Origin of the sequence: Pseudoalteromonas sp. CH_XMU1449-3, from assembly GCF_037027245.1 — a bacterium.
Taxonomy (GTDB): domain Bacteria; phylum Pseudomonadota; class Gammaproteobacteria; order Enterobacterales; family Alteromonadaceae; genus Pseudoalteromonas; species Pseudoalteromonas shioyasakiensis.
On sequence record NZ_JAYMDY010000015.1, the window covers coordinates 1 to 13,350 of the forward strand.

The window sequence follows — 13,350 nt, forward strand, 5'->3', positions numbered from 1 at the left end:
GCGACCATCTTAACTGTATCTGTGGTGTCTAACGACTCTTGAACGACTTTTATTTTAAATTCGAGGGAATATCTACGCTGTGACTTTACTTTCATGATTACTGACTCCAAAGAGGTGTCTACTTTTATGGAGTCAGATCAAAGCGCGGGTCAGACCGCGCTTTTTTATTTAGTTGAAGAAGAGCAACTGTTTTAAATCAGCCATTCAGTTAAATTTATTCTTTTTGATATTACTAATTAATTCATCTGCTAGAAAAATATACTTTTCTTGCTGGAATCTTTCCGCTGATACTTTTAATGCTTTTGCATCGCTAATTAATAGATTTCGTGATTTATCAAAGTAATTTAGAGGAAGTTTTCTTTTTTGTTGAATGCTCCAGTAGCTTAGCATTTCTTCGACCATCTCATTATCTAGTTTATACATCTCCACAACACGATCGATTACAGCTTGGTAGTTTTTAGTCTTTAAATCTTCTCTATTATACTGTCTCCAAATTTTAAATAGCTCTCGATAGTGCCCTTTATAAATAGAAGGTGGTTTAGTGGAAAGTAATAACAAAGCTTCTGCTTCAGAAAGTTTCTGTTCTTTTTTTAATTCCAAAGCCTTTGAGTAATTGTTGAGAAGAGCTGCCCCTTGAGGATCAATATCTGCAGAGGTTAGATCGATGTTTTGCTTGGTTAGGCTTTGAATTTCTTTTGATATGTTTACAGTTGGACTGTGACTTTTCTTTTTGTAAAACCAGCTGAATATGCTCACGCTCTCTCCGATTAATATAAATGGCCTTAGTTATCGCAAGAAAATGGTTAAACCACTCATTCAGTATTTACTTTACAGCTTAAAGCTTTGAACTTAAAGCTCGCTCTAAAGCCTACATTCATCCAATTTGTGCTTTACTCATAAAGCCTTAAATGGATTTGATGATTGCATGAATTACTTAAAAAACTTTATAACTAAATTTGTTTTCATGATGCAGAAGCGGCCGGGGTTGATGGCGGTGTTAGCTTTTTGCAGTGGTGTGGCAAGCTATGTCTTTGTTGAAAGAAAAGAATCGTTTTCGCAACTTATCTCTATTTTGTTATTAGTCACTTGGTTGTGGTTGTTAATAGATAACTGGCTAAGAGATAAAGTAGAGGAGCGTTTTGGTGTGGCGGTGTCGCCCAACGTGATGCGCTTTGCGCTGCAAGTTGTGCAGCAAGAAAGTTTGTTTTTTGCTTTACCATTCTTCTTGGCGGTGACTACTTGGGACCATGGTCAGGCCGCGTTTACCGCTTTAATTATACTTTGTGCGTTTGTTTCTGTTGTTGACCCCCTCTATTATAAAAAGCTTGCAAGGCACAGTGTCTGGTTTAGTGTGTTTCATAGCTTTTCTTTGTTTGTCGTGCTGTCGGTTACCTTGCCAATTTTATTAAAGTTAACGACCAGCCAAAGTTTTGAAATTGCGCTGATCACGGCTGTTATTTTAACTGTCCCTAGTCTTGGCAATTTGATGCCCAATGCTAAATGGTGGCGTTTCCCGTTATTGGTGTTATTGCTTTGTGCTTTAAGTGCAGGGCTTTGGCAATTACGTAGCTTTGTGCCACCTGCGGCACTTCGTTTAACCGATATGAGTATGTCATATCAGTTAGATGCACAAGCACGTAAACCGCTTTCGCCAATATCAGAACTCACTGAGCAGAGCATACATGAAAAAGGTCTATATAGTTTTAGTGCGGTAAAAGCACCGCGAGGGTTAAATGAAAAAATCTTCCATGTTTGGGTGCATAATCGAAAAGAAGTTGACCGCATAGCCTTGGATATTTCTGGTGGTCGTAAAGAGGGTTATCGAGCGTGGAGCCATAAAACGAATTTCCCTGCTAATGCTGCAGGGAAATGGGTCGTTAAAGTGGTTACCGAGTCTGGGCAGCTGATAGGGCAAAGAAGGTTTGAGGTTACAGATGTCTAGCTGTCAGCTTTCAGCCGTCAGTTTTTAGCTGATCGAGATGGAGGATAGTTATTAGAGTTTTTGAACAACAAGAGCTTAACATTCATTCCTCAGGTTTTATGTTTTTGATAGCTGATAGCTTTAATACGGATTTTTCCCTTCACCTACCAGCACACTGAATATTCTTAAATCCAGTTCTAGTTGATGGTATTGCGGCTCCATGTGGCAGCAAAGTTGATAGAAGGCTTTGTTGTGGTCTTTTTCCTTAAAATGAGCCAGTTCATGTACGACGAGTGCTTTGAGAAGGGGCTCAGGTGCGCGAAGTAGGTCGCTATTAATGGCAAGATCGTGTTTTCGGGTTTTACCTTGCATACGGAAAGTATGGGTACCTAAGGCATTCGTGACCATATCGCCTTGTTTTTTGAATGCAGCACGGCCAAAAGGCAGGGCATTTTTAAGGTAGCGCTTTTTCAGCTCAGTGGCGTAACTGTATAAAGCTTTATCGCTGGTAATGCTATGCGCATCAGGGTATTTGCCCTTTAGGTATTTTGCGGCCCTGTCGCCATTAAATAGCTGTAACACTTGCTCAATGATGTGCGGCGGGTAACCTTGAAAATAACGGCTGTAATCTTTCATGTTTTCTCTGATAAATCGGGCGCTAAAATAAACTGCTTTGGCTTGCTTCGCGTTCACCTATAAACGGCGCAAGCACGGGGTGATTGTAACCTAAATCTTGGCAGAACTGTCTTGCTAAAAGTGGCGACTGGCGATTATCTGCGGTATGAAAAAACAAATAGGGTGATTTTCCTTCATCAAGCCATTGTTTTATTTTTTGTAGCCATGGCTGGTAATACGACTTGTATTCATGTTCAAGACTGGCAATCACAAAGCGTAACATTGGCTGATTTCCTGTTGCAATGGCATGCACAGGTAAATAAGGCTTTTTCTTTTGCGCATCAATGAATGCATCGGTATCGGCGGGTACAGCAAATAAAGCGCGGGTATCCATACTGATACGGTCTATATTATTTTCAATTAATAGCTGATTTAAACGAATTTCTGCATCATCTTTTTGAAAGAAACCGGGGTGACGTACTTCTATACCGTAACTAAGTTGTTTGGGTAGTTGTGCAATAAAATTAGCAAGAAGGGGTAGGGCATCTGGGCCAAAGGCACGGGGTAGCTGCAACATAATTTGCCCCGTTTTAGCAAAAATTGGCTCAAATAAGTTTAGCCACGCATTAAGCTCACTAGTTATATTCGTCAGCTGTAATTCGTGACTAAAACGCCGATGAAACTTAAAAGTAAATTTAAAGTCTTCGGGTACCGCATCATGCCAGCGTAATAATGACTCGTGACTCGGATCAGCATAAAAACTGGTGTTGCCTTCGACTGAGTTAAAGCATTGCGCATACTCACTGAGCATGTCGGCGCTTTTACAGTGACTAGAGAGCAAATTTCCTTTCCATGCGGTGCTAGACCACTGCGGACAACCTAAATACAGCATTAAATCAACCAATAAATTTAAACTTTAGCTAGTGTATCAAAAGAAATGTTTGCTCAGAAGTCGAGGTATATATTTAGCCCCCGACAGGCACTGCTGGCACTCGCATTTTGCGATGGTTTGGGTATAATGCTCTGCCTTAAATGATTACTTTGTATAGTGGCTTTTGCTCTCAAAATAGCGAACTCTTAAGAGCAGGCGGCTATAAGTCTTTAACTGACAGGAATACTATGCGCTCTATATATTGCGGACAGCTAAATAAATCTCACGTAGATCAAGAAGTTGAACTATGTGGTTGGATCAACAAACGCCGTGACCTTGGTGGCCTTATCTTCGTCGATTTACGTGACAGAGAAGGTTTAGTACAAGTTGTTTTTGATCCTGAAGTAGAAGGATTAATGGATACTGCGAATAAACTACGTCAAGAGTTTTGTGTGCAGTTAAAAGGTGTTGTTCGCGCACGCCCTGATAGCCAAGTAAATAAAGACATGGCAACAGGTGAAGTTGAAATTTTAGGCACAAGCTTAACTATCATCAACCGTTCAGAGCCATTACCACTTGACTTTAATCAGCAAAACTCTGAAGAGCGCCGCTTAAAATACCGTTACCTTGATTTACGTCGTCTTGAAATGAGCGACCGTATCAAACTTCGTGCAAAAGCGAGCAGCTTTGTGCGTCGTTTCTTAGATGACAATGGTTTCTTAGATATCGAAACACCGGTACTAACAAAAGCAACACCTGAAGGTGCCCGTGACTACTTAGTACCTAGCCGTGTTCACAAGGGTAGCTTCTACGCTTTACCTCAGTCACCACAGTTATTTAAACAATTATTAATGATGTCGGGCTTTGACCGTTACTATCAAATTGTTAAATGTTTCCGTGACGAAGATTTACGTGCTGACCGTCAGCCAGAATTCACACAAATCGATTTAGAGACGTCATTTATGAGCTCTGATGAAGTGCGTGCAATGACTGAGAAAATGATCCGTGAAATGTGGCAATCATTATTAGACGTTGACTTGGGCGACTTCCCAGTAATGCCATACAGCGAAGCAATGAATTTATATGGTTCTGATAAACCAGACCTCCGTAACCCAATGCAACTTGTAGACGTTGCTGATTTAGTAAAAGACGTTGAGTTTAAAGTATTCTCTGGTCCTGCTAATGACGAAAAAGGCCGTGTTGCTGTATTAACTGTACCAGGCGGTGCTGAGCTTTCTCGTAAACAAATCGACGATTACACTAAATTCATCGGTATCTATGGCGCGAAAGGCCTAGCATGGATGAAAGTGAACGACCGTGCTGCGGGCGTTGAAGGTGTACAATCACCAATCGCTAAGTTCTTAAACGAAGAGGTGATCAACCAGTTACTTGAGCGTACTAACGCACAATCTGGCGACATCATTTTATTTGGTGCTGACAAGCGCAACGTTGTAAACGAAGCAATGGGTGCGCTACGTCTTAAGATTGGTGTTGATTTAGGCATTACTGATCTAGATAGCTGGAAACCATTATGGGTTGTTGACTTCCCTATGTTCGAAGAAGACGACGAAGGTACATTGCATGCGGTTCACCACCCATTCACTGCACCGAAAGGTATTTCTCCTGAAGAGCTTGAAGCAAACCCAGCTGGTGCACTATCAGATGCATACGACATGGTATTAAACGGCTACGAAGTTGGTGGTGGTTCGGTACGTATTCACAATGCAGAAATGCAAGAAACAGCATTCAGAATTTTAGGTATCGAAGCGCAAGAGCAGCAAGACAAGTTTGGTTTCTTACTTGACGCACTTAAATACGGTACACCACCGCATGCAGGTCTTGCGTTTGGTCTTGACCGCTTAGTTATGTTGTTATGCGGTACTGATAACATTCGTGACGTTATTGCTTTCCCTAAAACAACTCAAGCATCATGTTTATTAACAGATGCACCAAGCAAAGCAAATGCAGATGCATTAACTGAGCTTGCAATTGATGTTGTAGCGAAAGACGCTGAATAATTCATAATAGCCTGAATTATAAGACTTAATGAATAATAACCCTAAGGTGTATGCCTTAGGGTTTTTTTGTGCTTAAATGAATATTTAGTATGTTCTTCAAGGAGAGAGAATGAATATCAATGCAACTTTAATCGGGCAAATAATTGTTATTTTAATTCCTGTGTTTGCCGCTATCAGCTATTACTTAGGTAAGCGCAAAACCTCAACACCAATCGTGGTGGCCGTTATTGGTGGGTTACTAGCGCTAATTCCATTGTTTGGTCTTATTTTTATTGCAGTACTTGCGCTTAAACAAGATATTGAGACCACCGCGTGATCGCAAGCCATTCGCTTTATTTTGAACACACCTTTGAAGCAAACCTTGCAGGGCAAACATTTTCGCATTGCGAATTTGAGCAATGTGAATTTATCGACTGTGACTTTAGCAATAGTCAGTTTGAAAACTGTCGGTTCATAGAGTGCGAGTTTAAAAACTGTAATTTAGCTGCGCTTGGGCTTAGATACACCTCGCTTGAAGAAGTAAGCTTTAAACAGTGTAAATTAACCAGCGTGCGCTTTACTGATGTTGATTGGCCGCTACTCGCCAGCCGTGCTCCAGTGAGTTTTGTTGGTTGTGAACTTAGCCACAGCAGCTTTTTTGAACTTAGTTTAAAAGCTTTAAAAATGCGTAGCTGTTTTGCCAAAGATGTTGATTTTAGACATGCAGATTTATCTTCAGCTGATTTTACTGATACGGACTTTCGTGACAGCTTGTTTCAACAAACCAACCTCAGTAAAGCTAATTTTATAGGTGCTAGTCACTTTGCCATTGATATAACTACTAACAAAGTCAGTAAAGCCAAATTTGAACGTTATGCCGCTTTGGATTTATTAGCAGGGCTCGATATAGAGCTGGTGGATTAAATATTTTTGCTAATTAAGGTTAAGGAAAGTTATGGATTTAAGTCCCATCACCTTAGAAGGTCAATTTGTTAAATTAGTGCCGTTAACGCTTGAGCACCGTGATGCTTTAGTTAACGCCGCTTCAGATGGAAAGCTTTGGGAGCTTTGGTTTACCTCGGTGCCCAATGAAGAAGGTGTTGACGATTATTTAAGTATGGCGTTTGAACAACAGTCACTTGGTCGCGCATTACCATTTGCTGTTATCGATAAACACACCGATGAGGTGATAGGCTCAACTCGCTTTTGTAATATCGACAGTAAAAACCGCCGTTTAGAAATTGGTTACACCTGGTATGCCAAGCGCTATCAGCGAACTGGGGTTAATACTGAATGTAAAAAACTGCTACTGAGTTATGCATTTGAAACACTTAATGTGATTGCTGTTGAGTTTCGTACCCATTGGCATAATCAAGCTTCGCGCAATGCCATTGCTCGCTTAGGGGCGAAACAAGATGGGGTTCTTCGTAATCATCAAATCATGGCCGATGGATGCGTCCGCGACACCGTGGTGTTTTCAATTATTGATGGTGAGTGGCCGATGGTTAAACGTAGCCTAGAATTCAAATTAGCGCAGTCATAAAATGTTAGATATTAAAAAGGTTGCGCTAATGCTCGCTTTAACTCTAAGCGGGCAAACAGCCTATGCAAATCAAACAGAGACACTGTTTGATACACAGCGCACCCGCCATATTCCGCTGACCATTACCGCAGCAGATAGCAAATGCACGATAAAGAAAAAATGCCCCGTGGCGTTTATTGGGGCAGGCTATGGTATGGCGCATACAGAGTATCAATTTGCCCAGCAGGCCTTTCATCAGCATGGTTATTTAACGGTTGAAGTGGCTCATGAATTAAAAGGCGATCCGAGTTTAAACCCTGAGCCACCCTACATGACCACACGCATGGAAAACTGGCACCGTGGTGTACAAACCCTTGAGTTTTTAGCCGTAGAACTTGCAAAGCGTTATCCTGCGTATGACTTTAATCAGCTCACTTTATTTGGGCACTCAAATGGGGGGGATATTGCAGCATTATATGCCGCTATTTATCCCGCTAAGGTAGCTAAGCTGATCACCCTTGATCATCGCCGTATGCTGATCCCGCGAAACAAAAATATTGCTGTACTGACACTACGCGGTAGCGATTACCCAGCAGATGACAACGTATTGCTAACGCAGCAAGAACTCTCTACGTACCCTGTAACGCAAATTAAGCTAAAAGATTCGCGCCATAACGACATGTATGATGGTGGGCCGAAAGAGCTTGTAGCACGTATGAGTAAAGAACTTAACGCGTTTTTATCTCGCTTTTAATGCTCAGTTAAAACTGAGCATTAATGTCGCTGCGAAAATTAAAATAGCCCATCTCGACAAGGTTGTTATACACACCCTCAATATTCAGTGGTAGCCATTGCTGGTACATTTTTAAATGGCTGTATTTAGGCAAGCTTATTTCTTTTTGTAAGGTCGCAAGGTTTTTACCTTTTAACATGCCATCGCGCACGGCAGTGTGTAAGTCTTGAATATAGTGTAAGTACGAGACAACATCATCGCGGTTGCCAGTATCTGCATGGCCACCTATAAATGCAGCAAACGCAGGTTCATTTAGCACCGCTTTGGTTGAATGCAGCATGCCGTTAATATCGTAACCAATCAGGTTTTTATATGGCATGCGGCCAAGCACAATCCAATCAACAACATAAAGTACATTGGCAGGCATAAAACGCATACTGACATTGCCTCGGCCATTATTAGGCCCATAATATTTCAGCTGCACGTAACTATCACCTAAATCGACTTTGAGTGTATCGGTAAATGTAAGATCAGGCAGGGCAGTAGGCACTTTATTTAATTTAAGGTCCTCAGCTGCAAATTGATGAGCAACGACCGTGATGTTGTTATCGATTAGCTCATTACCGCCCATCGCATGATCAACATGGCTATGGCTGTACAGCATAAATTTGATTTCGGCGTTAAAGGTTTTCTTGATATAGCTTTTTAAGTATTTTGCGGCATCGCTATTAATAGGATCAGTCACTAAGGCCTGGTTATCAACAATCATAAAAGCGCTGTGATAATGGCCAGCACTAAAGCGATATACGTTGTCTTTAATATTTTCGACTTTATAGTTGGCTTGTTCTGCACAGATGGCCTGATTGGTTACAAGTATCAGCGCACTGAAAAGCAAGATTTGCAGATTTTTGAACATTAGCGATCCTTTTGCGTTGAAATGTGTCTAATTAACCATATCAAAGTTTAGGTAATAGTACATATTATACTACTTAAAGGCTTAGTTGATCTGTATCAAAGTTAAGGAGCTAAGCAAGGTGAGGCGGACATAAGTCCTTATGTTTTTGCCTGTGTTTCTCTATCCTCGCGAAGCGCTATAATGAAGAAATGCTATGCTTAGCACAGACTTCTAGAACCTTATTCACTGGAAAAGACAAATGCAACATTTACCTACCGTTGATTATAAAGCGAGCGATGCGGCCGCTCAATTTGTTGAGTCACTAAGAAACACAGGTTTCGGTGTATTAAAAAATCACCCAATCCCTCAGTCATTAGTTGAGTCTATTTACAAAAATTGGCAAGAATTCTTTAATTCTGAGCAAAAGCACGAGTTTTTATTTTCAAAAGAAACACAAGATGGTTACTTCCCACCATCAGTGTCAGAAGTTGCAAAAGGCTTTACCGTTAAAGATATTAAAGAGTATTACCACGTTTATCCAAAAGGCCGTGTTCCAGCACAGCTAGAAGAAGAAATCCGTGAGTACTACCGTTTAGCGAATGAGTTTGCAGCAACATTATTAAGCTGGGTTCAAGCTGAAGCTCCAGAAGAAGTGTGTGCTAAGTTCTCTATCGACCTTAAAGATATGATTGCTAACTCTGAGCAAACACTCCTGCGTATTCTTCATTACCCTCCAATGACAGGTGATGAAGAGCCAGGTGCAATCCGTGCAGCAGCACATGGCGACATCAACTTATTAACTGTATTACCTGCGGCAAATGAGCCAGGTTTACAAGTACAAAAAACAGATGGCGGTTGGTTAGACGTACCATGTGATTTTGGTAACCTGATCATCAATATTGGTGACATGCTTCAAGAAGCGTCAGGTGGTTACTTCCCATCAACGATTCACCGCGTGATCAACCCAACGGGTAAAGCATCAACGAAATCACGTATTTCGTTACCACTATTCTTACACCCGCGTCCTGATGTTGTGCTTTCTGAGCGTTACACAGCAGACAGCTACTTACAAGAGCGTTTACGCGAACTTGGTGTTAAGTAAAGATTGGTTATAAGAGAAAGCGGCATTAAAGCCGCTTTTTTTTATGCCTTAAATAAATCGGCTAAGTTCACCATTAAGTACTAGTTTGCAAATAATTCCATGCATTATTGACTATCCTAGGTATAATGCGCGCACTTCGCCGAATCGGCTGAATTTTTTAAAGAGAGATAGTATGAGTTTTGATGGGTTAGGTTTATCACCAGCTTTAGTAAATGCAGTTTTAGAAAAGGGCTATGAAGCACCAACGCCTATTCAATCACAAGCTATCCCTGCGATCATTGAAGGCCGCGATGTTATGGCCGCAGCGCAAACTGGTACAGGTAAAACAGCAGGTTTTACACTGCCGTTAATCGAGCGTTTGTCAAAGGGCCCTAAAGCGGGTGGCAATAAAGTACGCGCATTAGTATTGGCTCCAACTCGCGAGTTGGCTCTACAAGTAAGCGAAAATGTTGAGCAATATGCTAAGCATTCAAATGTTAGCTCATTTGTTGTTTATGGTGGCGTTAAAATTAACCCACAAATGATGCGCCTTCGTAAAGGTGTTGATATTTTAGTGGCCACACCTGGTCGTTTATTAGATCTACACAATCAAAATGCTGTTAAGTTTGATGATTTAGAAGTGCTGATCCTTGATGAAGCAGACCGTATGCTTGATATGGGCTTTATTCATGACATCAAACGTATCATTGCTAAATTGCCTGCTAAACGTCAAAACCTGATGTTCTCAGCGACTTTCTCTGATGAAATTCGTGAACTTGCAAAAGGGCTCATTAACGACCCAGTTGAAATTTCAGTTGCGGCAAAAAACACCACAGCTAAAACGGTTGCTCAATCTGTTTATGCGGTAGATAAATCACGTAAAACAGCATTGCTTAGCCATTTGATCCGTACTAATGATTGGCAACAAGTATTAGTATTTTGCCGTACCAAGCATGGTGCAAACCGTTTAGTTAAGCAGCTTGAACGCGATGATATTGTCGGCGCTGCCATTCACGGTAATAAATCGCAAGGCGCTCGCGTTAAGGCACTCGAAGGCTTTAAATCCGGTGAAGTGCGCGTATTAGTGGCAACCGATATCGTTGCTCGTGGCCTAGATATTGTTGAGCTACCTCACGTTGTTAACTACGATTTACCGAATATTTATGAAGATTACGTTCACCGTATTGGCCGTACAGGCCGAGCAGGTGCATCGGGTCATGCTATATCGTTTGTAACAGTAGATGATGCCGACGATTTATATGGTATTGAGCGCTTTATTGGTGAGCTTATTCCGCGTGCAACCGAAGCAGGTTTTGAGCCAAGCAAACCAGTTGCTGAAAAGCCACTAGATACGCGTCCTATCAAGCCGAAAAAGCCAAAGAAACCGAAAAAGCCAAAATCACCAGCTCAAGATGGTCAAGGTGCAGCAAAACCTGCACAAAAGCCAAAACCTAAATCGCAAAAGCGTCCTTCACAAGGTAAGTGGCAGGGTAAGGGTAAAGAGCAAGGCCAAAACCAAAAAGGTGCAAACAACGGGAATAAATCAAATAACACTAAACCAGCAGGTAATAAACCTGCGGGTAATCGTCAGCGTGTATCGGGGCCATCTCGCCCAAGACGTAAGCCCGCTGCGGATAGTTAATAGCAGTAAAAATAAAAAAACGCGCAATTGCGCGTTTTTGTTTTTCTAAGCGATTAAACGAGTTTAATGCAATATAAGGTAGCGACACCAATAAAGAGTGTCACGGTGACACTTAACAAAGTGCCCAGCATGACATATTCAGTGAGTTGTTTTTCGCTACTTTCTTTTAAATCACCAAATCGAAAGATAGACTTGGCCGCCAGCAGAAAACCCACGCCGCCGTATTCACCTAGCAAGATAAAGCTCAACATCAACACTCGCTCGAGCAAGCCAATAAAATGCCCCGCAGCAGGAATACTGCCTTCATTGTTTATCTGAATATTGATTTTCTCCAGCATCATGCGAATAAACACAGAGCTTGGGTTGAGCACCAATAAATAAGCTGCAATAACAAACAAGGTATCGAGGGCAATCAGCTTCTGCCACGCTAAGCTATAAAATTCATTCTTATCACTAAGCCAAACGCTCAGCATTACAATTACAACAAGATGTGCCAACTGGTCGAGTAAAAACGGCACTACGCCTTTATTTGAATATGACTTTGCCAAGTCAATGACATAGTGGCTTAGCATAATCGCAACCGTTGCTAACAATACACGAGAGAACTCTTGCCAGCCGTATGTGTATTCCCACAGAGTGAGTACAGCTAAAGAGGTCACACCGTGTGTTAATACGTGCAAATAGAGCTTACTGGCACGAAAGTGACGGTTGTTTCTATCGTGTACCCAGCTCATTGGCTGCCAATAAAAGTCAGCAAGTAAGTGACCTAGCACTAACCCGGTGAGTAATAGAGCAAAACTGGTCATAACAATCCTTTGAGTGTGGTTTGGCTGTAATTTATAAAACGCTCGATAAGTTGATAATGGGCTAGGTTGAGTAACTTAGTGACATTCTCTCGGCTAGTATTAAGCTCTTTGGCAAGCTCTGCATGGCTATTGTTCTCGGCGGTTAAATAATAAAACAGGGCATTAGCCTGCTTTTGACTCATTTTTTCAAGCAGGACTTCGACAAGCGCAATATTAAGCGCAAAGCCTTCTTCAAGGGCGTTATTTTCAATATTTAACACTAAGCGTTGCTGGCCGATGTTATCTAAACCACGGCCAGATAATGTATAAGCACTGCCTGTGGCTGTTTTTATATCGGCGCGTGGGTTGTCGAGTGAGCCAATAGCCAAGCTTTGTCGCAGCTCATAATTGGCTGCCTTCATTTGCAAATACAACAAGATGGCAGCATGACATACCAGCTCAGGCTCTGTTAGCTGTACTTGCAATGCATCGCCACGGTAAATGGTAAAGCTTGCGTTAAAGCGCTTAGCAACAAAGCGTAAGCTTTGATCAAGCTGATAAAGCATGGCGTCGTATTCTTGTTGTGGAATTTTTTGTGATTTAATTAAATCACCACTGATCACCGCAATCATTATGATCCCTTAGGTTAAGTAACTTAATTTAGTTACATTGCGATAAGTAACCAAATTTGGTTACTTTGTTTTATGTAACCAATTTAGGTTACTTTTTCGTAAATATCAACCTAGATATGCTACAGTGAACACAAATCACTAAAAACAGAAAAGTTATGTCAGCAGTTGATAAGCCAAGAGTCGGTATTTTTGTAGATGTACAAAACATTTATTACACCTGTAGAGAAAGCTACAAGAAAAATTTTGACTACAATGCCTTTTGGGCGCAAATGAGCGAACGCTACCAAATCGATTGCGCCATAGCGTATGCAATATATCGTGGGGATGAAAAGCAATCGCAGTTTCAAAATATTTTGCGCGCAATTGGCTTTGAGGTAAAACTAAAACCTTTTATTCAGCGCAGAGATGGCAGTGCGAAAGGGGATTGGGATGTTGGCATTACCATTGACATGCTAGAACATGCTAAGCAGCTCGATAAAATGGTATTACTTTCGGGTGATGGTGATTTTGCATTATTACTTGGTCACTTAGCGAATAAGTATCAGCTACCATGTGATGTCTACGGGGCAGAGCACCTTACCGCTGATATTTTAAAGCAATCTGCTGCTGAATTTCATTGTATTGATGATTCTCTGCTACTATCAAGGTAAAAAAAT

The 13,350-nt window shown here is 41.3% G+C and carries 15 protein-coding genes; 9 read left to right on the plus strand and 6 right to left on the minus strand.

The window, feature by feature from the left end; all coding sequences use genetic code 11:
- Nucleotides 1-204: 204 nt before the first annotated feature.
- A complete protein-coding gene (locus tag WA256_RS16535) occupies nucleotides 205-756 on the minus strand; it encodes a hypothetical protein (protein ID WP_304638098.1) in 552 nt (183 codons plus the stop codon).
- Nucleotides 757-925: 169 nt separating this feature from the next.
- Between WA256_RS16535 and WA256_RS16540 the strand changes: the two genes are divergently transcribed.
- A complete protein-coding gene (locus WA256_RS16540; protein ID WP_335992649.1) occupies nucleotides 926-1,942 on the plus strand; it encodes a DUF5924 family protein in 1,017 nt (338 codons plus the stop codon).
- 120 nt (nucleotides 1,943-2,062) lie between these two features.
- Here WA256_RS16540 and WA256_RS16545 read toward each other — a convergent pair whose 3' ends face one another.
- Nucleotides 2,063-2,557, minus strand: a complete 495-nt coding sequence (locus WA256_RS16545) for a M48 metallopeptidase family protein (RefSeq protein ID WP_062564226.1) — start codon at nucleotides 2,555-2,557, stop codon at nucleotides 2,063-2,065.
- Nucleotides 2,558-2,579: 22 nt separating this feature from the next.
- The gene (locus WA256_RS16550) at nucleotides 2,580-3,428 is read right to left on the minus strand and encodes a DUF72 domain-containing protein (RefSeq protein WP_269407866.1); all 849 of its coding nucleotides are present in this window, start codon (nucleotides 3,426-3,428) and stop codon (nucleotides 2,580-2,582) included.
- 227 nt (nucleotides 3,429-3,655) lie between these two features.
- On the opposite strand from WA256_RS16550, the gene aspS reads away from it, so the two are divergent.
- From aspS to WA256_RS16575, 5 genes are all read left to right on the plus strand, one after another.
- Complete coding sequence (aspS, locus tag WA256_RS16555; RefSeq protein ID WP_335992651.1) at nucleotides 3,656-5,425, plus strand: aspartate--tRNA ligase; 1,770 nt, start codon at nucleotides 3,656-3,658, stop codon at nucleotides 5,423-5,425.
- Between the two features lie 109 nt (nucleotides 5,426-5,534).
- Complete coding sequence (locus WA256_RS16560; protein ID WP_058585269.1) at nucleotides 5,535-5,741, plus strand: hypothetical protein; 207 nt, start codon at nucleotides 5,535-5,537, stop codon at nucleotides 5,739-5,741.
- Nucleotides 5,738-6,328 carry a pentapeptide repeat-containing protein gene (locus WA256_RS16565; RefSeq protein WP_251599728.1) on the plus strand — a complete coding sequence of 197 codons (591 nt, stop codon included), beginning with the start codon at nucleotides 5,738-5,740 and terminating at the stop codon, nucleotides 6,326-6,328. The genes WA256_RS16560 and WA256_RS16565 overlap by 4 nt, the downstream gene beginning before the upstream one ends.
- A 31-nt stretch (nucleotides 6,329-6,359) precedes the next feature.
- Entirely contained in the window at nucleotides 6,360-6,947 is a 588-nt protein-coding gene (locus WA256_RS16570) for a GNAT family N-acetyltransferase (protein WP_304637397.1), read from the plus strand.
- Between the two features lie 28 nt (nucleotides 6,948-6,975).
- Complete coding sequence (locus WA256_RS16575) at nucleotides 6,976-7,680, plus strand: alpha/beta hydrolase (protein WP_420331470.1); 705 nt, start codon at nucleotides 6,976-6,978, stop codon at nucleotides 7,678-7,680.
- Between the two features lie 7 nt (nucleotides 7,681-7,687).
- Here the strand turns inward: WA256_RS16575 and WA256_RS16580 are convergent, their stop codons facing one another.
- On the minus strand, nucleotides 7,688-8,575 hold the full coding sequence (locus tag WA256_RS16580) for an MBL fold metallo-hydrolase (protein WP_304637399.1): 888 nt from the start codon (nucleotides 8,573-8,575) through the stop codon (nucleotides 7,688-7,690).
- Between the two features lie 238 nt (nucleotides 8,576-8,813).
- Between WA256_RS16580 and WA256_RS16585 the strand changes: the two genes are divergently transcribed.
- Both WA256_RS16585 and WA256_RS16590 read left to right on the plus strand, forming a co-directional pair.
- Complete coding sequence (locus tag WA256_RS16585; protein ID WP_335992654.1) at nucleotides 8,814-9,656, plus strand: isopenicillin N synthase family dioxygenase; 843 nt, start codon at nucleotides 8,814-8,816, stop codon at nucleotides 9,654-9,656.
- A 172-nt stretch (nucleotides 9,657-9,828) separates the two neighbouring features.
- Nucleotides 9,829-11,277, plus strand: a complete 1,449-nt coding sequence (locus WA256_RS16590) for a DEAD/DEAH box helicase (RefSeq protein ID WP_269407870.1) — start codon at nucleotides 9,829-9,831, stop codon at nucleotides 11,275-11,277.
- Between the two features lie 53 nt (nucleotides 11,278-11,330).
- Here the strand turns inward: WA256_RS16590 and WA256_RS16595 are convergent, their stop codons facing one another.
- Both WA256_RS16595 and WA256_RS16600 read right to left on the minus strand, forming a co-directional pair.
- Nucleotides 11,331-12,083, minus strand: a complete 753-nt coding sequence (locus WA256_RS16595; RefSeq protein WP_335992656.1) for a DUF3307 domain-containing protein — start codon at nucleotides 12,081-12,083, stop codon at nucleotides 11,331-11,333.
- Nucleotides 12,080-12,694 carry a hypothetical protein gene (locus WA256_RS16600; protein ID WP_062564219.1) on the minus strand — a complete coding sequence of 205 codons (615 nt, stop codon included), beginning with the start codon at nucleotides 12,692-12,694 and terminating at the stop codon, nucleotides 12,080-12,082. Before WA256_RS16600 ends, WA256_RS16595 begins: the two co-directional genes overlap by 4 nt.
- Nucleotides 12,695-12,849: 155 nt before the next feature.
- On the opposite strand from WA256_RS16600, the gene WA256_RS16605 reads away from it, so the two are divergent.
- Complete coding sequence (locus WA256_RS16605; RefSeq protein ID WP_062564218.1) at nucleotides 12,850-13,344, plus strand: LabA-like NYN domain-containing protein; 495 nt, start codon at nucleotides 12,850-12,852, stop codon at nucleotides 13,342-13,344.
- Nucleotides 13,345-13,350: the final 6 nt, after the last annotated feature.